This is a genomic window from Micromonospora sp. MW-13 (assembly GCF_003434305.1).
In the GTDB taxonomy this organism is placed as follows: domain Bacteria; phylum Actinomycetota; class Actinomycetes; order Mycobacteriales; family Micromonosporaceae; genus Micromonospora.
The window spans coordinates 131,157-148,652 of the sequence record NZ_QKKX01000015.1; the positions used below are offsets into that span (position 1 = coordinate 131,157).

The window sequence follows — 17,496 nt, forward strand, 5'->3', positions numbered from 1 at the left end:
CACCATTGCCCCGACGTTAGTAGCCACGCCACTCGGCGCGGGCGTACTCCAGCACCCTGGGCCGCAACAGGGTCGAGGCGGGGACGTCGACGCGCCCCCGGTCGGCGGGGAAGTTCCCGGCCGACGCCAGCGTCCCGGCGGTGAGGAAGCGCAGCCCCGGCGCGTCGGCCGGCAGCGCCAGCCCCGGCGGGGTGCCCCCCGGCGCGGCGAGCACGAACCCCCAGTCGCCGAAGCTCGGCACGTCGACGTGGTACGGGACGGTGGCGAAGCCGGCCTCCTGCACCGACGCCTCGATCGACCAGTACGACCGGGGCGCGAAGTACGGCGAACCGGACTGCACGACCAGCCGCCCGCCCTCGGTGAGCACCGACCGGACCAGCTCGTAGAACTCGACGGTGTAGAGCTTGGCGGTGGCCGTCTCGTCCGGGTCGGGCAGGTCGGCGACCACCACGTCGAACCGCTCGGTGGCGGCGCGCAGCCAGCCGAACGCGTCGACGTTGACCACCCGCACCCGGGGGTCGGCGAACGCGTCGCCGTTGAGCCGGCGTAGCTGCGGCTCGCTGCGGGCCAGCGCCACCACCGCCGGGTCGAGGTCGACCACGGTCACCCGGCGCACGTCGGGGTAGCGCAGGATCTCCCGGACCGCGAGCCCGTCCCCGGCGCCGAGCACCAGCACCTCGCCACGCGGGCCGTTCAGCGCGGGGTGCACCAGCGCCTCGTGGTAGCGATACTCGTCGATCGAGCTGAACTGGAGGTCACCGTTGAGGAACAGCCGCAGGTCCGTGTCGGCGTGGCCGGCCTCCCGTACCGAGCGGGTAAGCACGATCTCCTGGTACCGGCTGCGCTCGGCGTGCACCACCGGGTCCCGGTAGAGCTGCTGCCGGGCGGTCACCTCGAAGTCGTGGGCGGTGATCCAGGCGTAGGAGAGGCAGAGGGCGACCACGACGGAGCCGGCGCCGACCGCGATCCGCGCCCGGCGGCTCAGCTCGGCGCGGAACACCGTGCAGACCAGCGCGACGCCGGCCACCGCGTTCACCGCGCCGACCACCAGGGCGCCCTTGAGCTGGCCGAAGACGGGCATCAACAGGAACGGGAAGGCGAGCCCGCCGAGCAGCGCGCCGACGTAGTCGGCGGCGAACAGGTCGGCCACCGCGCTGCCGGCGGACTGCTCCCGGATGCGTTGCAGCATGACCATCAGCAACGGGATCTCCGCGCCGATCAGCAGTCCGAGCACGAACGCGGTGCCGACCAGCGCCGGGCCGTACAGGTCGAGCCAGGCGAAGGCGGCGTAGAGGCCGAGCACCGACAGGCCGCCGAGCAGGGCCAGGGCCAGCTCCACCACGGCGAACGCGGCGGCGGCCCGGGACTGCAACGGCTTCGCGGCGAGCGCGCCGACGCCCATCGCGAAGACCATCACGCCGAGCACGATCGACGCCTGCCCGACGGTGTCGCCGATCAGGTAGCTGCCCAGCGCGACCAGAGCCAGCTCGTAGACCAGGCCGCAGGCGGCGCAGACGAAGACCGCGACCAGCACCGCCGCGCGGGACAGCCGCCAGCGCGGCCGGGCGGCGGGACCGCCGTCGGCCACCGCCGGCGCCTCGGTGGTCACGCCTTCCCCCGGGTACGCCCGGCGGGCGTCCGGGTGCGCTGCCGACTGCGCTGCACGAACCCGACGGTGAACAGCAGCGCGGTGACCAGCAGCAACCCCGCGGCGGCCAGCAGCCAGCCCCAGCGGTCCCGCCAGAAGTCGCTGCCGGCGTCGGGCAGCGGGGCCACCGGCGCGCCCGGCGCGGCGGTGGGGGCGGCGGCGGGCTCGGCCAGGCCGGCCTCGGCGACCAGCAGCGGCAGCGCCACGGCGGCCCGGCAGACCGCCCAGCCGGGGTCGTCGACGAAGGCGTCGTCGTCCAGCCCGAACCGTTGCAGTCCGTTCTCCACGGCGTACAGGTCGGCCCGGTCGATGTCGGTCGAGCCCGTCACGTCGACAGTCGCCGAGTCACTGCTCTCGCTGCTCTCCGAGGTGTACCTGACCTCGGCGGCCACCTCGACCCAGCGCGGACAGGCCGGGTTGTCGACCACGGCCACCCCGTCGCCGAGGTTCGAGCCGACGCTGACCACGGAGCCGTAGTAGCTCTCCAGCCGCCAGCCGTAGCAGATGCCCTGGCTGGTGGCGGCCTGGGCGAGGATCGGCACGGTGTCCGCACGCTCGTCGGCTGCGGGCGCGGGGACGGTGGTGTCACCGGAGTCGCCGTTCAGGACGCCGATGCCGATGCAGCCGCCGACCACGACGACGGTGACCAGGCCGACGATCCAGCCGGCGGCGGCCGAGGAGGACCCCTTCACCGTCGGCTTGCCCGGCCGGCCGCGGCCCGGGTGATCCGCGGCCATCAGCTGATCGCGGCGGCGATGATCGCGCCGGTGGCGAGGTGCACCACGGCCGACACCCACACGGCGGGGTGCGGCTCCGGGTCGACGAGCAGCTCGCCGAGCCGGCCCGGGGTCACCGCGTCGAGCAGCAGGAACGCGGCGGCCATGATGACCAGCCCGACGATCCCGTACGCCGCCGCGCCGACCAGGCCGATGACGAAGTCGTCCTCGCTGGCCACGATCGCGGCGACCACGATGGTGCCGACCCCGAGCAGGTTGGAGGAGAGCAGCAGGGCGGCGTTGCGGTTGCGCTCGGTCCAGATCAGCTCGTGGAGCTTGCCGGGGGTGGCCACGTCGACCAACCCGTAGCCGACGCCCATCAGGACGACGCCGACCACGCCGTAGGCGAGGGTGACCAGCAGATCGATGACGAGATTCTGCACAGGGGGGCTCCAGGGTGAGGGGGGTCGGTCGTCGGGCTACTTGCCGGCGCCGGGGCCGCCGCCCCGGACGGTGCTGCCGCGTCCCCAGCCCCAGTGCGACCCGACGGTCGAGTGGTAGCGGGGGTAGGCGGTGGTCATGCGTTCGAGCAGGATCACCGAACCGGCGGCGATCGGCAGGATCACCAGCGAGTCGTCGTCGTAGCGCAGGTAGACACCGCTGCCGTCGACGTACTGGTCGGCCGGCTTCCAGGCGCTGGTCACCTCGTCGGCGACCTGGCTGGGCGACTTGGACGAGGTGTACGCCACGGCCGCGCGGCCGATGTCGCGGCTGGTCGCCCGGGTGTACCGGTCCTCCACGTAGCCGCGCGGGGAGAAGTTGCCGTAGAGAATCGCGAAGGCGGCGAGCAGGGCGCCGACCACGGCGACCGCCGCTCCCACCACGAACCAGCGTCGGTACGTCACAGGGCCACCACCGTTCGCGACTGCGGGGCTCGCAGGACCGGCTCACTCCTCGCGTTCACAAGTGCCACCACCGTCTCGGTCAGGACCAGCTCGTTGGTCTGGGGGTACGCGTGCCAGGTGCGCCAGGCCACCGTCCCGGCCGGGGGATCCGGCCGGACCGCGAGGGCGGTCACCGCGTCCGCGTCGCCGGGGAAGACCCCGACCAGCGCGTACGGGTCGTCGGCCAGCTCGGCGCGGAGCGCGGCCACCCGGTCGCTCAGCTCCGCCCCCGCCGGCCGCAGGACGGTGGCGGTGAACCGGTAGCCGTTCGCCTCGTCCAGCCTCGTGGCGGGCAGCTCGGGCGGGCGGCCAGGCAGGCAGGCCACGGTCTCGATCAGCTCGGTGCCCACCGCGCGGAGCACCATCTGGTGGGAGGCGCCGAGCAGCCGCAGCCGCAGCCGGACGCCGCTGGGTAGGTCGAGGTCGAGCACGTGCAGCGCGGGCCGCTCGGCGTCGCCGAGGGCGAGGCTGAGGTCGGCCGCGCTGGTGTCGACGTACGGGGTGTCGAGCGTGACCAGCACGGGTCAGCCCACCTTCCCCGGGTCGGCCTGCGGGTAGATCATCACGTCGGAGCGGTGCAACACGTCGCCCCGGGACACCTCCCAGGCGGCGTCCCCGAACGCCTCGAACGACAGCCGAGCCCCGTCCGGGGACCGGTAGTCGAAGTACCGCATGGCGCCGGTCGGGTCGAGGCCGGTGGTGCCGGTGCCGGTGAACCGCGCGTGGCCGGACTCCTCCTTGGTGAACCGGCGCCCGTCGAAGTCGACGGTCGGGGCGCCCGGGGTCAGGGCCGCGTCCGGGTCGGTCCTCCAGAGCACCAGCTCCAGGTCCGGGTCCTCCTCGACGGAGAGCCAGAGCTGTCCGCCACTGGCGTCGTCGAGGAAGTGCTCCCACCAGGTCCAGCTGCCCTCCCTCAGCTCCACCGAGCCGCGCAGCGTGTACGGCACCCGGCGGATCTCGACGATGTCGCCGGGGCGCAGCCTGCGCGGGTCACCCCGCAGCGCGTCGGCGTCCCGGTCGCGGAACGGGTCGGTCGGGCCGGGGTGCCGGGACGGGCGGGTGCGGGTCCGCCGCAACGCCACCACTGCGACGACGATCCCGGCCACCGCGATGAGGCAGCCCGCCGCCGTCACCAGATACGCCACCGATCCGTTCAATCCGATCGCCTCCCCAGTTGCGTCGGCGGAGACGGTAACAACCCCACGCACGTGGGGAAACCTGATCTCCACTGAGTCAAGGGTCAGCTACGGGGCGTCCCCCGGCGGCGAGTTGGCCGGCGGCGTACTCGCCGAGCGTGGTCCGGCCCATGACGCACCCGGCGAAGGTGGTGATCTCCCCCTCCGCGCCGCGCAGCGACTCCCACGCCGTCCGGGCCGCCGCCGGATCGTTCCGGCCGAGCAGCGTCGCCGCGTACGCCCGGCCGGCCGGCGAGCCGTGTTCCAGCAGCCAGTCGACCTTCCGCCGGGCCTGCTTCGGGTGCGCGTCGAGCTGCCGCTCTACCTCCCGGTACGCCTCGGTCGCCGGCAGCACCGTGCCGGCGAAGCCCACCCCGCCGAACGCGAGGGTGTCGGCCTCGGCCAGCTCCCGCACCGCCGCGTCGAGTTGCTTGTTCCCGCGTCCGAACATCCCCACCTCATACCCCGATCGGCAGGGAGGGCCCCCGGTTTCCCGTGAACGGTGCACCGGGGGCCCCTTCCGACATTCGGTCGGCAGCCGTCAGGCGGCGGTGACCGACAGGCCGTCCCGGCCGTCGGCCAGGTCGACCTTCACCGTGTCGCCGTCCCGCACCGTGCCGGAGAGCAGTGCCCTGGCGAGTTGGTCGCCGATGGCGGACTGCACCAGCCGGCGCAGCGGGCGGGCACCGTAGATCGGGTCGTACCCGTGCTCGGCGAGCCAGCCGCGGGCCGCCTCGGTGATCTCCAGGCCGAGCCGGCGGTCGGCCAGTCGCCGGCGCATCCGCTCAAGCTGGATGTCCACGATGGCCCGCAGGTCGTCCCCGTGCAGCGCGGCGAAGACCACGATGTCGTCGAGCCGGTTGAGGAACTCCGGCTTGAAGTGCGACCGGACCATCGCGAGGACGCCCTCCCGGCGCTGCTCCTCGGCCAGCGTCAGGTCGCTGATCACCGACGAGCCGAGGTTCGAGGTGAGGATCAGGATCGCGTTGCGGAAGTCCACCGTACGGCCCTGGCCGTCGGTGAGCCGGCCGTCGTCGAGCACCTGGAGCAGCACGTCGAACACGTCCGGGTGGGCCTTCTCCACCTCGTCCAGCAGGATCACCGAGTACGGCCGGCGGCGCACCGCCTCGGTGAGCTGGCCACCCTCCTCGTAGCCGACGTACCCGGGCGGGGCGCCGACGAGGCGGGCGACGGAGTGCTTCTCGCCGTACTCACCCATGTCGATGCGGACCATGGCCCGCTCGTCGTCGAACAGGAACTCCGCGAGCGCCTTGGCCAGCTCGGTCTTGCCGACGCCGGTCGGCCCGAGGAAGAGGAAGCTCCCGGTCGGGCGATCCGGGTCGGCGACGCCGGCCCGGGCCCGGCGGACCGCGTCGGAGACCGCGGCGACGGCCTCGGCCTGGCCGACCACCCGCGAGCCCAGCGACTGCTCCATCCGGAGCAGCTTGGTGGTCTCGCCCTCCAGCAGCCGGCCGGCGGGAATGCCGGTCCAGGAGGCGACCACGGCGGCGATGTCGTCCGCGCCGACCTCCTCCTTGAGCATCGCGCCCTCGGCCTGAAGCCGGGCCAGCTCCTCCTCGGCCTTCGCCAGGTCGGCCTTGAGCGCGGGGATCCGGCCGTACCGCAGCTCGGCGGCCCGCTCCAGCTCGCCGTCACGCTCGGCCCGCTCGGCCTCGCCGCCGAGCCGCTCCAGCTCCTCCTTGGCCGTGGAGAGCCTGGTGATGTGGTCCTTCTCGAGCTGCCAGCGCTCGGACAGCGCGGTGAGCTGCTCGCGCTTGTCGGCCAACTCCTTGCGCAGCCGCTCCAGCCGCTCGGCGGAGGCGGCGTCCGGCTCCTTGGCCAGCGCCATCTCCTCGATCTCCAGCCGGCGGACCGCCCGCTCGATCTCGTCCACCTCGACCGGCCGGGAGTCGATCTCCATACGCAGCCGGGACGCGGACTCGTCGACCAGGTCGATGGCCTTGTCGGGCAGGAACCGGTCGGTGATGTAGCGGTCGGACAGGGACGCGGCGGCGACCAGGGCTGCGTCGGTGATCCGTACGCCGTGGTGCACCTCGTAGCGCTCCTTGAGGCCGCGCAGGATGCCGATGGTGTCCTCGATGGTCGGCTCGCCGACCAGCACCGGCTGGAAGCGGCGCTCCAGGGCCGGGTCCTTCTCGATGTGCTCGCGGTACTCGTCGAGGGTGGTCGCGCCGACCATCCGCAGCTCACCGCGCGCCAGCATCGGCTTGAGCATGTTGCCGGCGTCCATCGAGCCCTCGCCCTTGCCGGCGCCGACGACGGTGTGCAGCTCGTCGAGGAAGGTGATGACCTGCCCGTTGGAGTTCTTGATCTCCTCCAGCACGGACTTCAGCCGCTCCTCGAACTGCCCCCGGTACTGCGCGCCGGCCACCATCGCGCCGAGGTCGAGCGAGACCAGCTTCTTGCCGCGCAGCGACTCGGGCACATCGCCGGCCACGATCCGCTGGGCCAGCCCCTCGACGATCGCCGTCTTGCCGACGCCGGGCTCGCCGATCAGCACCGGGTTGTTCTTGGTACGTCGGGACAGCACCTGGATCACCCGACGGATCTCGGAGTCCCGGCCGATCACCGGGTCGATCTTGCCGTCCCGCGCGCTGGCGGTCAGGTCGACGCCGTACTTGGTCAGGGCCTGGTAGGTCTGCTCCGGGTCGGCGGCGGTGACCCGCCGGTCGCCGCCCCGAACGGTCGGGAAGGCCGCGACCAGGTTCTCCTCGGTCGCGCCGGCGTTCCTCAACGCGCCGGCGACCGCGCCACCGACCCGGGCCAGCCCGGCGAGGAGGTGCTCGGTCGAGGTGTACTCGTCACCCAGCGGCCGGGCGATCTGCTCGGCGGCGCCGATGGCGTTGACGAACTCGCGGGCCAGGGTGGGCTCGGCGAGGCTGGAGCCCCGGGCGGCTGGCAGGGTGTCGACCGCGCGCTGGGCGGCCCGGCGCAACTCGGCGGGGTCGGCCCCGGCGGCGCGCAGCAGGCCGGCGGCGGTCGAACCCTCGGTGTCCAGCAACGACAGCAGCAGGTGCCAGGGCTCCACGGTGGCGTGGCCGCGCTGGTTCGCCAGCGCGACGGCACCGGTGATGGTTTCGCGGCTCTTGGTGGTAAGGCGTTCCGTGTTCATGGGCTCCCCCGGATCGGCGTGTCCACTAGGAAGGACACAACCAGAGTTGAGCCTATTCCGCTCAACCTTGACCGTGTGACCCGAGTCACTTTCACCGGCTCGCCGCTTCCCCGGTCGCTTCCGCCGGCCCCCGGCGGCGGCGGCATGCGTCGCGGCGCCTTTGGAGCTGAGTCGTTCACGTCATCGCGCCGGTTCCGTCCGACCCATCGGCCCCGGCCGGCGTCCGACCCATCGGCCCGGCCGGCGTCCGGCCCGGCCACCCCTCCGGGCGGGGCAGCCCCCGCCCCGCCCGGAGGGGTGGCCGGCACTGGCCGGGCCAACCGACAGCAAGGGGCGAGGCCACCCGTCCCACCCACGGTGGACGAGCTGACCCTCGCCGCCGAGTCGGCCAGTGATGTCGTGAACGACTCAGCTCCAAAGGCACCGCGGGAGCCGACCTGGAGGGCCGCGGTAACGCCGACGGGGCGGCGCGCCGAGGGCGGCAGGAGCGGCTACCGACCGCGCGGGCCGCGAGCGAGGTACCGCCAGCAGCGGCACGAGCAGGAGCGGTACGAGCAGGAGCGCGCCCCCCTGCGCAGCCCCTGACCAGTCATCGACGACCTTCCCAGCCGGTAGCCTTGCGCACGTGCGAGTACGTGTCGAACAGACTGCCCTACCCGGGATCGGAATGCGTCACGATCTGGTGACGGAATCCGGCCGCCGGCTCGGCGTGGTCTCCCACCGCAATGGCCGCCGTGACCTCGTCCTGTACGACCCGGATGATCCCGATTCATGCCAGGCCGACATACCCCTTACCGACGACGAGGCGGAGGCGCTGGCGGACATCCTCGGCGCGTCGCTGATGCTCGGTCAGCTCTCCGGGCTCCGCGAGCAGGCCGCCGGGCTGCTCACCGAGCAGATCGCCATCCCGGCCGGCTCGAAGTACGTCAACAAGCGGCTCGGCGACACCAAGGCCCGCACCCGGACGAGCGCCTCGATCGTGGCGGTGCTGCGCCACGGCGAGGTGATCGTCTCGCCGGACCCGACCTTCCGCTTCGAGGCCGGCGACGTGGTCGTCGTGGTCGGGACCCGCAAGGGGCTCGACGGCGTGACAGCCATCCTCGCCGACAACGACCCGGACGGCTGAGGCGCGGATGCACGAGACCACAACGCTGCTCATCGAGGTCGGTGCACTGCTCTTCCTACTCGGGCTGCTGGGGCGGCTCGGCCGACGGATCGGCCTCTCACCCATCCCCCTCTACCTGCTCGCCGGCCTCGTCTTCGGGCACGGTGGTGTGCTGCCGCTGAACGCCAGCGAGGAGTTCTTCGCGGTCGGCGCGGAGATCGGCGTGATCCTGCTGCTGGTGATGCTCGGTCTGGAGTACTCGGCCGGCGAACTGGTCGGCAACCTGCGCTCGGCGGCCCCGGCCGGGCTGATCGACGGCGTGCTCAACGCGCTGCCCGGCGCGGCCTTCGCCTTCCTGCTCGGCTGGGACTGGGTGGCCGCCGTCGTGCTCGGCGGCATCACCTGGGTCTCCTCGTCCGGAGTGATCGCCAAGGTGCTGGCCGACCTGGGCCGGCTCGGTAACCGGGAGACGCCGGTGATCCTCTCGGTGCTGGTCATCGAGGACCTGGCGATGGCGCTGTACCTGCCGCTGCTCACCGCCGTGCTGGCCGGCAGCGGCCTGCTCGGCGGCGGCATCGCGCTGGGCGTCGCGGTCGGCACCGTGGTGCTGGTGCTGGTGGTGGCGATCCGGTACGGCCACCTGATCTCCGCAGCCCTGTCGGCGAAGGATCCGGAGGCGCTGCTGCTCGGCGTGCTCGGCCTGACCCTGCTGGTCGCCGGCGTCGCCGCGAAGCTCCAGGTGTCGGCGGCGGTCGGCGCGTTCCTCGTCGGCATCGCGCTGTCCGGGCCGGTGGCCCACCACGCCACCGAGATGCTCTCCCCGCTGCGGGACCTCTTCGCCGCGGTCTTCTTCGTGTTCTTCGGGCTGGTCACCGATCCGCGGGACATCCCGCCGGTGCTGCTGCCGGCGCTCGCGCTGGCCGTGGTGACGATGGGCACCAAGACGCTCACCGGGTACCTGGCCGCCCGGCGGGTCGGGATCGCCGAGCCCGGCCGGTGGCGGGCGGGGCTGGCCCTGGTGCCCCGCGGTGAGTTCTCCATCGTCATCGCCGGGCTCGCCGTCGCCGCCGGCAGCGTCGAACCGAAGCTGGCCGCGCTGGCCACGGCGTATGTGCTGATCACCGTGGTGACCGGGCCGATGCTGGCCCGGCTGCCGGACTTCGCCTGGTTCAAGGTGTGGCTGCGGCAGCGGGCCGTCCGCCAGCGCGCGGAGCCGCTGGTCAGCACCGACTGATCACGACACCGGCACGGGACCGGGCCGGGTCGGCCGTACGGTCGACCCGGCCCGGTCCAACGGTTGCGAATTCGTGCCGCAGAGCCCTTCCGCTGGTCGGAAGCCCCGGGCTACCGTTCGCCCCAACAGCCAGGGTCCACGGGTGGCCGGTCCCCCGCGGACGCGAGCGGGAAAGGTTGGCCGGTGAGCGTGCAGGAGTCGACGTTCCGCGGCTTCGCCAACCCCGTCGACCCGTCCCCGGCGGAGCTGCGGGCGTGGGCCTACCAACCGGACTCCGTGCCGCTGACCTCGATGCCCCAGGACTGGGACCTGCTGGTCGCCGGGGACCACCTCGTGCAGACGCTCTTCGAGCTGGCGATGGACCCGGCCTGCCCGGCCCGCCGGTTCGCGCTGCACTGCCTCTACATCTACGCCGCCGACGGCATCCGGACGAACTTCCGCGCCCATCCCAAGCGGCGGTTCCGCAAGCTGGTCGAGCAGGCGGAGCGGGCCGGCGACGAGCTGATGCGCAACTGGGCGCACAACAGCCGGGTGCTGCTGGCCCGTCCGGGCCTCTTCGCCTACCGCGACTGGTGCGAGGGCGGCCTGGTCCGGGAGAACCGCCGCATCGGCTGACCGGCATCCGCCCCGGGACGGCGAACGGGCCGGGTTCCCCCGTGGAACCCGGCCCGCACGTCAGCGCACCGACCGTCAGGCGGGCGATCGGCCGCGCCCCCCGCGCCGCGCTCCCTGCTGGTCGCGCCGCGTGTCGGCCCGCCCCTGGTCGACGCCGTGGTCGACATGGTCGGCGAACCGGCCCTCCTTGATCCGGTCGGCGAACCGGCTCTCGATGATCTTGTTGAACTGCTCCCGGACGGACGTCGCGACCCGGTCGAGCCGCTCCTCCGCCTGCTGCGCCGCCTTCTTGACCGGTTCCGACATGGTTCCCCCTCGCCAGCGCGGTGGATCCAGCGGTGCTTCTGGCCCGTATTGAGCGGATAGGGCCTGATTCACAGGTTAACGGAACGGCCCGGTCCGCGCCGGGATACCCGGGAAGCGGACCGGGCCGGTGAAGCGGTCCGGAGCAGGGGAACTGCGCAGCGGTGCGGCCGGGCAGCCGACGGTCAGCGGTCGCGGCGGGGGCGCCAGACCACCAGAGCGGTGGACGTGCGGTTGGTGGGCACCAGGTCGCGGCCGGGGAACCGGGCCAGCGACTCCAGCTCGGCCACCCGGCGGTACGCGGCGTCGAGCTCCGCCTCCAGCCGGGCGATCCGCTGCTGCGCCTGTTCCAGCAGGCGTTCCAAGCCGATGATCCGCTTGACCCCGGCCAGGTTGACCCCCTCGTCCTGGCTGAGCCGCTGCACCTCGCGCAGCAGCACCACGTCCCGGACGCTGTAGCGACGCCCGCCGCCGGCAGCCCGGCCGGCCTGCACCAGGCCGAGCCGGTCGTACTGGCGCAGCGTCTGCGGATGCATCCCCGCCATCCGCGCCGCCACCGAGATCATCAGGACCTTGGCCTCGTAGGCAGGGTCATTTGATCCGGTGAACTCTCCCGCCATCGCCGCTCACCTCCGTACGCACTCCAGCAGGCTCAACTGAACCGACGCACCCGGGCGTCGAGATGTTCCCGGGCGGCCGGCGGGGTCTGCTCGGCGAACGTCTCCAGCGCCGCCCGCGCCTCGTCGGACACCCGTGCCGGCACCACCACGTCGAGCGTGACCAGCAGGTCGCCGGCCTGGCCTTCCCTGCGCACCACGCCCTTGCCGCGGGCCCGCAGCACCCGGCCGCCCGGCGTGCCCGGCGGCACCCGCAGGGTCACCGTGCCGTCGAGCGTGGGCACCCGCAGGTCCGTGCCGAGCACGGCCTCCGGGAAGGTGATCGGCACGGTCAGCGTCAGGTCGTCCCCGGTACGCCCGAACAGCTCGTCCGGGCGGACCTTCACGTGCACGAACAGATCGCCGGCCGGGCCGCCGCGCTCGCCCGGCTCGCCGCGCCCGGCCAGCCGGATCCGCTGCCCGTCGGCCACCCCGGTGGGGAAGCGGACGTTCAGCGTGCGGGTCTTGGTGACCCCGCCGGTGCCGTGGCACTCCGGGCACTTCTCCTCGACGACCGTGCCCACGCCCTGACAGTTGCGGCACGGCTCGGAGAAGCTGAACGACCCCTGGTTCCGGGTGGTCACCCCGGCGCCGTGGCAGACCGGGCAGGGCGCCGGCTGGGTGCCGGGCTTCGCGCCGCTGCCGTGGCAGGTGTCGCAGGCCCCGGGCGCGCGCAGGGTCAGCGGGAGGGTCACCCCGCGGACCGCGTCGCCGAAGTCGAGCGCCACCTCGGTCTCGATGTCCCGGCCCTTGGCCGGGCCGCGCGGACGGGCCGGGCCACCGGCCCCCCCGCCCGAGAAGATCGAGCTGAACAGGTCCTGGAAGCCGGCGCCGCCGAAGCGACGGTCACCGCCGCCGGCCGCGCCGCCGAACAGGTCGGAGGCGTCGAACGGCTGCCCGCCGGGCCCACCCGCGCCCCGGGCGTTACGCCGGAAGGCACCCGAGCCGAACAGCGAGCGCATCTCGTCGTACTCGCGGCGCTTGGCCTCGTCGCCAAGCACCGCGTACGCCTCGGAGACGGCCTTGAACCGCTCCTCGGCCAACGGGTCGCCGGGGTTGTGGTCCGGGTGCGACTCCCGGGCCAGCTTCCGGAACGACTTCTTGATCTCGTCCGAGGAGGCGGACTTCTGCACGCCCAGCGTGGCGTAGTAGTCCTTCTCGATCCAGTCCTTGGAACTCACCGGTCCACCCCCTTCCACGGGACGTATCCCGGACGTCCCGCCCGCCCGGTGCGGGCGGGCGGGACGGCACGGGTCGGCACTACTCCGGGTCGGCGACCGCGACCATGGCCGGCCGCAGCAGCCGCTCGCCGAGCTGGTAGCCCCGGCGCATGACCTGCACGCAGGCCGGTTCGGTCACGTCGGCGGAGGTCTGGTGGGCCACCGCCTCGTGCCGGGTCGGGTCGAACGGGTCGCCCTGCTCGCCGAACGCGCTCAGGCCGAACTTGCCCAGCGCGGTGGTGAGCTGCTCGGCCACCGTGCCGAACGGGCCCACCAGGTCGCCGTGCTCGCGGGCCCGGTCCAGGTCGTCCAGGATCGGCAGCAGCGCGGCGAGCACCGAGCCGGTCGCCTGCTCCTGGACCAGGCCGCGGTCCCGGTCCACCCGCTTGCGGTAGTTGGCGTACTCCGCCGTCACCCGCTGGAGATCCCGGGTCCGCTCGTCCAGCTCGGCCCGCAGCGCCTCCAGCTCCGCGCCGAGCGGCCCGCCGGTGGCGGCGGCCTCGGTGGCCGGGGCCTCGCTCTCCACCGGCTGCGCCGGGGCGTCGACCACGGGCGGCCCGTCGACGGAGGCGGCCTCGACCTCGATCTCGTCGACCACGACCTCGGCGTCGGCGACCAGCCCCTCCGCCGAGACGTCCGCCCCGGCGTCGGTGGCGGCGGGCGCCTCCGGCGTACTGATCTTGCGGTTGTCACGGATGACGACCCGCGGCTGCTCGCCGGCCGACTGCCCGGCGGTCGCGGAGCCACCCGGCGTCGACCCGGTGGCGTCCGGGTCGACGGCTCGTGGCTTCTCCGTCATGCGGTTACCTCATCCCTGTGGGTACGTGTCCGAGGCGGATCGTCACTTCTTGTCCTCGTCCACGATCTCCGCGTCGACCACGTCGTCGGCGCCGCCGGCCTGCGCGCCACCGGTCGCCCCGGTGCCCGCGCCCGCCGCACCCGGCTGCTGGCCCGGCTCGGCCTGGTCGGCCTGCTGAGACGCGTAGAGCAGCGAGCCGGCCTGCTGGGAGACCTGCGCGAGCCGCTCGTGGGCCGCCTTGATCTTCTCGATGTCCTGGCCGCCGAGCGCGCCGCGCAGCTCACCGAGGGCCTCGTTGAGCTGCTCCCGGTTCTCGCCCGGCAGTTTGTCGCCGCTCTCGGCGAGGAACTTCTCGGTCTGCCACTGGAGCGCCTCGGCGACGTTGCGGGTCTCCGCCTCCTCGCGGCGGCGCTTGTCGTCGTCGGCGTGCTCCTCGGCGTCCCGGCGCATCCGCTCGATGTCGTCCTTCGGCAGCGAGGAGCCGCCGGTGATCGTCATCTTCTGCTCCTTGCCGGTGCCCAGGTCCTTGGCGTGCACGTTCACGATGCCGTTGGCGTCGATGTCGAACGTGACCTCGATCTGCGGCACGCCACGCGGCGCCGGCGGGAGGCCGGTCAGCTCGAAGGTGCCGAGCTTCTTGTTGTAGGCCGCGATCTCCCGCTCGCCCTGGAACACCTGGATCAGCACCGACGGCTGGTTGTCGTCGGCCGTGGTGAAGACCTCGGAGCGGTTGGCCGGGATGGTGGTGTTGCGCTCGATCAGCTTGGTGAAGATGCCGCCCTTGGTCTCGATGCCCAGGCTCAGTGGGGTCACGTCGAGCAGCAGGACGTCCTTGACCTCGCCCTTGAGCACACCGGCCTGGAGTGCGGCGCCGACGGCGACGACCTCGTCCGGGTTGACGCCCTTGTTCGGTTCGCGGCCGGTGAGCTGCTTGACCAGGTCGGTCACGGCCGGCATCCGGGTCGAGCCGCCGACCAGGATGACGTGCTCGACGCCGGAGACCTTGATGCCGGCGTCCTTCACGGCCTGCTCGAACGGGCCCTTGCAGCGGTCCAGCAGGTCCTGCGTCATCCGCTGGAACTCGGCCCGGCTGAGCGTCACGTCCAGGTGCAGCGGGCCCGCCGCGCCGGCCGTGATGTACGGCAGGTTGATGTTGGTGGTGGTGGCCGCCGACAGCTCGATCTTGGCCTTCTCGGCCGCCTCGCGGAGCCGCTGGAGGGCCATCTTGTCCTGACCCAGGTCGATGCCGTGCTCGCCGCGGAAGGTCTTCACCAGGTGGTCGATGATCCGCTGGTCCCAGTCGTCGCCACCGAGCTGGTTGTCACCGCTGGTGGACTTGACCTCGACGACGCCTTCGGCCAGCTCCAGCAGCGAGACGTCGAAGGTGCCGCCGCCGAGGTCGAAGACCAGGACGGTCTGCTCCTTGGAGCCCTTGTCCAGCCCGTACGCCAGGGCGGCGGCGGTCGGCTCGTTCACGATCCGCAGCACGTTGAAGCCGGCGATCTCGCCGGCTTCCTTGGTGGCCTGCCGCTGGCTGTCGTTGAAGTAGGCCGGAACGGTGATCACCGCGTCGCTGATCTGCTCGCCCAGGTACGCCTCGGCGTCCCGCTTGAGCTTCATCAGCGTCCGGGCCGAGATCTCCTGCGGGGTGTACTTCTTGCCGTCGATGTCGACGGTCCAGTTGGTGCCAACCTCCCGCTTGACCGACCGGATCGTCCGGTCCGGGTTGGTCACCGCCTGGCGCTTGGCGACCTCACCGACGAGCACCTCCCCGTTGCGGGCGAACGCGACGATCGACGGGGTCGTCCGCGAGCCCTCAGCGTTGGCGATGACGGTGGGCTCACCGCCCTCGAGAACGCTGACGCAGGAGTTCGTCGTGCCGAGGTCGATACCGACCGCACGTGCCATCTTCGCTTCCTCGCTTCTTACGTTGGAGCAGGTGACGGGCTCCGCCCGCCGCACACTCGCCACAAGTTGAGTGAACTTGACTCAATAGTGCCACGCCCACGGCGATCGTCAAGTCGGGTTGAGTCGACCCGGCGCAACCTCACGTTACCGGGAGCCCGGTTGTCTTCACTTGCACCGGTCGGGCACGCTTTAGCGGTGACGACGCACGGCGATCCCGCCACCCGCACCGGTTCGCCCGCCGTCGCCGCCCGTACCGGCAACGAGGACGCCGGGGAGGACCCGTCCGGCCCTTCCGGAGACGGCCTGCCCGCCGCGCTCACCCACCTGCGGGCCGCGATCGGCGCGGTCCGGTTCCCGCTCGCCCTGCCCTCGGCCGAGGCCGCCCGCCAGATCGGCACGAGCCTCACCGCCCAGCTCGACGACTATCTCCTGCCCCGGCTGGCCCGGCTCGACGCGCCGCTGCTGGTGGTCGTCGGCGGCTCCACCGGGGCTGGCAAGTCGACCCTGGTCAACAGCCTGGTCCAGGCCCGGGTCAGCGCCGCCGGGGTGCTCCGGCCGACCACCCGCTCACCGGTGCTGGTGTGCAACCCGGCCGACTCCGGCTGGTTCCGCCAGGGCCAACTGCTGCCGGGCCTCACCCGCACCAACGAGCCGAGCGAGGACCCGGGCACCCTGCACCTGGTCACCGCCCCGGCGCTGCCCGCCGGACTGGCCTTCCTCGACGCCCCCGACATCGACTCGGTGGTCGACGCCAACCGGGCGCTGGCCGGGCAGCTCCTCGCCGCCGCCGACCTCTGGCTCTTCGTCACCACCGCCGCCCGGTACGCCGACGCGGTTCCCTGGGAGCTGCTGCACACCGCGCGGGCCCGGGGCGTGGTGATCGCGATGGTGCTCGACCGGGTGCCGGTGGAGGCGACCGACGAGGTGGCCGCCCACCTGGCCGAGATGCTCACCGACCAGGGTCTCGGCGCGGCGCCGCTGTTCGTCCTGCCCGAGACGGGGGTGGACGGCCAGGGCCTGCTGCCGGACCAGGTCACCGCCCCGCTGAGCACCTGGTTCGCCCGGCTGGCCGCCGATGCCGGGGCGCGGGCCGCCGTCGTCCGGCAGACCCTGGACGGGGCGCTGGCCGCCCTGTACCCCGCGGTGGCGGGGCTGGCCGACGCCGCCGACGAGCAGGTGGCCGCCGCCGACGCCCTCGACGAGCGGGTGCGGGCCGCGTACCGGGGGGCCGAGCGGACCGTGGAGCAGGGGCTGAAGGACGGCCGGCTGCTCCGCGGCGAGGTGCTCGCCCGCTGGCAGGAGTTCGTCGGCACCGGCGAGTTCTTCCGCACCCTGGAGGCCCGGATCGGCCGGCTGCGGGACCGCCTGGTGGCCGCGGTGACCGGCCGGCCGGCGCCCGCCGCGGAACTGCGCAACGCCATCGAGTCCCAGCTCGTCACGCTGCTGCGCGGGGTGGCCGCCGAGGCGGCCGAGAACACGTACACCGGGTGGCGGGCGCACCCGGCCGGGGCCGCGCTGCTCGACCCGCCGCTGGCGCACCCGGCCGAGGACTTCGCCGCCCGCGCCGAGCGCCTGGTCCGCGACTGGCAGCGCGGGGTGCTGGAGCTGGTCCGGGCCGAGGGCGGCGACAAGCGGTTCGTGGCCCGCACGGCCGCGTACGCGGTCAACGCCACCGGGCTGGCCGTGATGATCGCCGTGTTCGCCTCGACCGCGTTCATCCCGACCGGGCTGGAGGTGGCCACCGGGGCCGGCACGACCGTCGCCGCGCAGGCCGTGCTCCAGGCGATCTTCGGCGACCAGGCCGTGCGTACGCTGGCCGACCGGGCCCGGGCCGACCTGCTGGCGCGGGTCGGGGAACTGCTCGACGCCGAGGCCGACCGGTTCCTGTCCCGCACTGCGGCGGCCCGCCCGGCGGCGGACGCCGGCGACCCGCTGCGCGCCGCGGGCGACCAGGTGGAGGACGCCCGGCGCCGCAGCGGCCTGGCGACGGCCGACGCGTCGGACCTGCCCGTGGCGCCGCCCCCGGAGGACGAAGCCCGG

The 17,496-nt window shown here is 73.3% G+C and carries 17 protein-coding genes; 4 read left to right on the top strand and 13 right to left on the bottom strand.

Annotated elements, in window-relative coordinates:
- Positions 1-16: 16 nt before the first annotated feature.
- From C5N14_RS11075 to clpB, 8 genes are all read right to left on the bottom strand, one after another.
- The gene (locus tag C5N14_RS11075; RefSeq protein ID WP_243639430.1) at positions 17-1,609 is read right to left on the bottom strand and encodes a polyamine aminopropyltransferase; all 1,593 of its coding nucleotides are present in this window, start codon (positions 1,607-1,609) and stop codon (positions 17-19) included.
- A complete protein-coding gene (locus C5N14_RS11080) occupies positions 1,606-2,388 on the bottom strand; it encodes a hypothetical protein (RefSeq protein ID WP_117668024.1) in 783 nt (260 codons plus the stop codon). Before C5N14_RS11080 ends, C5N14_RS11075 begins: the two co-directional genes overlap by 4 nt.
- On the bottom strand, positions 2,385-2,807 hold the full coding sequence (locus tag C5N14_RS11085; RefSeq protein WP_117667987.1) for a DUF350 domain-containing protein: 423 nt from the start codon (positions 2,805-2,807) through the stop codon (positions 2,385-2,387). Before C5N14_RS11085 ends, C5N14_RS11080 begins: the two co-directional genes overlap by 4 nt.
- 36 nt (positions 2,808-2,843) lie before the next feature.
- Positions 2,844-3,269, bottom strand: coding sequence for a DUF4247 domain-containing protein (locus tag C5N14_RS11090; protein ID WP_117667988.1), 426 nt, complete (start codon positions 3,267-3,269; stop codon positions 2,844-2,846).
- Positions 3,266-3,829, bottom strand: a complete 564-nt coding sequence (locus C5N14_RS11095) for a DUF2617 family protein (RefSeq protein ID WP_117667989.1) — start codon at positions 3,827-3,829, stop codon at positions 3,266-3,268. Before C5N14_RS11095 ends, C5N14_RS11090 begins: the two co-directional genes overlap by 4 nt.
- 3 nt (positions 3,830-3,832) lie before the next feature.
- A complete protein-coding gene (locus C5N14_RS11100) occupies positions 3,833-4,465 on the bottom strand; it encodes a DUF4178 domain-containing protein (RefSeq protein WP_117667990.1) in 633 nt (210 codons plus the stop codon).
- 76 nt (positions 4,466-4,541) lie between these two features.
- Positions 4,542-4,934: a hypothetical protein gene (locus C5N14_RS11105; protein ID WP_117667991.1), complete on the bottom strand. Its 393-nt coding sequence runs from the start codon at positions 4,932-4,934 to the stop codon at positions 4,542-4,544.
- 90 nt (positions 4,935-5,024) lie between these two features.
- Positions 5,025-7,616: an ATP-dependent chaperone ClpB gene (clpB, locus tag C5N14_RS11110; protein WP_117667992.1), complete on the bottom strand. Its 2,592-nt coding sequence runs from the start codon at positions 7,614-7,616 to the stop codon at positions 5,025-5,027.
- A gap of 625 nt (positions 7,617-8,241) precedes the next feature.
- On the opposite strand from clpB, the gene C5N14_RS11120 reads away from it, so the two are divergent.
- The 3 genes from C5N14_RS11120 (at position 8,242) to C5N14_RS11130 (ending at position 10,570) form a co-directional block, all read left to right on the top strand.
- On the top strand, positions 8,242-8,742 hold the full coding sequence (locus tag C5N14_RS11120) for a cation:proton antiporter regulatory subunit (protein WP_117667994.1): 501 nt from the start codon (positions 8,242-8,244) through the stop codon (positions 8,740-8,742).
- A gap of 7 nt (positions 8,743-8,749) precedes the next feature.
- On the top strand, positions 8,750-9,955 hold the full coding sequence (locus C5N14_RS11125) for a cation:proton antiporter (protein WP_117667995.1): 1,206 nt from the start codon (positions 8,750-8,752) through the stop codon (positions 9,953-9,955).
- A gap of 183 nt (positions 9,956-10,138) precedes the next feature.
- Entirely contained in the window at positions 10,139-10,570 is a 432-nt protein-coding gene (locus tag C5N14_RS11130; protein ID WP_117667996.1) for a hypothetical protein, read from the top strand.
- 75 nt (positions 10,571-10,645) lie between these two features.
- On the opposite strand, the gene C5N14_RS11135 is transcribed toward C5N14_RS11130, so the two are convergent.
- The 5 genes from C5N14_RS11135 to dnaK all read right to left on the bottom strand — a co-directional run bounded on the left by C5N14_RS11135 (position 10,646) and on the right by dnaK (position 15,456).
- Positions 10,646-10,876, bottom strand: a complete 231-nt coding sequence (locus C5N14_RS11135) for a hypothetical protein (RefSeq protein ID WP_117667997.1) — start codon at positions 10,874-10,876, stop codon at positions 10,646-10,648.
- A gap of 182 nt (positions 10,877-11,058) precedes the next feature.
- Positions 11,059-11,493 carry a heat shock protein transcriptional repressor HspR gene (locus C5N14_RS11140; RefSeq protein WP_117667998.1) on the bottom strand — a complete coding sequence of 145 codons (435 nt, stop codon included), beginning with the start codon at positions 11,491-11,493 and terminating at the stop codon, positions 11,059-11,061.
- A gap of 32 nt (positions 11,494-11,525) precedes the next feature.
- Positions 11,526-12,710: a molecular chaperone DnaJ gene (dnaJ, locus tag C5N14_RS11145; RefSeq protein WP_117667999.1), complete on the bottom strand. Its 1,185-nt coding sequence runs from the start codon at positions 12,708-12,710 to the stop codon at positions 11,526-11,528.
- A 79-nt stretch (positions 12,711-12,789) separates the two neighbouring features.
- Positions 12,790-13,548 carry a nucleotide exchange factor GrpE gene (grpE, locus tag C5N14_RS11150; RefSeq protein ID WP_117668000.1) on the bottom strand — a complete coding sequence of 253 codons (759 nt, stop codon included), beginning with the start codon at positions 13,546-13,548 and terminating at the stop codon, positions 12,790-12,792.
- A 42-nt stretch (positions 13,549-13,590) separates the two neighbouring features.
- Positions 13,591-15,456 (bottom strand): molecular chaperone DnaK, encoded by a 1,866-nt coding sequence (gene dnaK / locus C5N14_RS11155; RefSeq protein WP_117668001.1) that lies wholly within the window; start codon positions 15,454-15,456, stop codon positions 13,591-13,593.
- A gap of 195 nt (positions 15,457-15,651) precedes the next feature.
- Between dnaK and C5N14_RS11160 the strand changes: the two genes are divergently transcribed.
- Positions 15,652-17,496: GTPase domain-containing protein (locus tag C5N14_RS11160; protein ID WP_117668002.1), on the top strand; the 1,845-nt coding region annotated here is incomplete at its 3' end.

What these genes read in the sequence shown, in the direction of transcription:
- C5N14_RS11105 (WP_117667991.1), bottom strand. Translation starts at nt 4,934, where the DNA reads ATGTTCGGACGCGGGAACAAGCAACTCGACGCGGCGGTGCGGGAGCTG.
- clpB (WP_117667992.1), bottom strand. Translation starts at nt 7,616, where the DNA reads ATGAACACGGAACGCCTTACCACCAAGAGCCGCGAAACCATCACCGGT.
- C5N14_RS11125 (WP_117667995.1), top strand. Translation starts at nt 8,750, where the DNA reads ATGCACGAGACCACAACGCTGCTCATCGAGGTCGGTGCACTGCTCTTC.
- C5N14_RS11135 (WP_117667997.1), bottom strand. Translation starts at nt 10,876, where the DNA reads ATGTCGGAACCGGTCAAGAAGGCGGCGCAGCAGGCGGAGGAGCGGCTC.
- C5N14_RS11140 (WP_117667998.1), bottom strand. Translation starts at nt 11,493, where the DNA reads ATGGCGGGAGAGTTCACCGGATCAAATGACCCTGCCTACGAGGCCAAG.
- grpE (WP_117668000.1), bottom strand. Translation starts at nt 13,548, where the DNA reads ATGACGGAGAAGCCACGAGCCGTCGACCCGGACGCCACCGGGTCGACG.
- dnaK (WP_117668001.1), bottom strand. Translation starts at nt 15,456, where the DNA reads ATGGCACGTGCGGTCGGTATCGACCTCGGCACGACGAACTCCTGCGTC.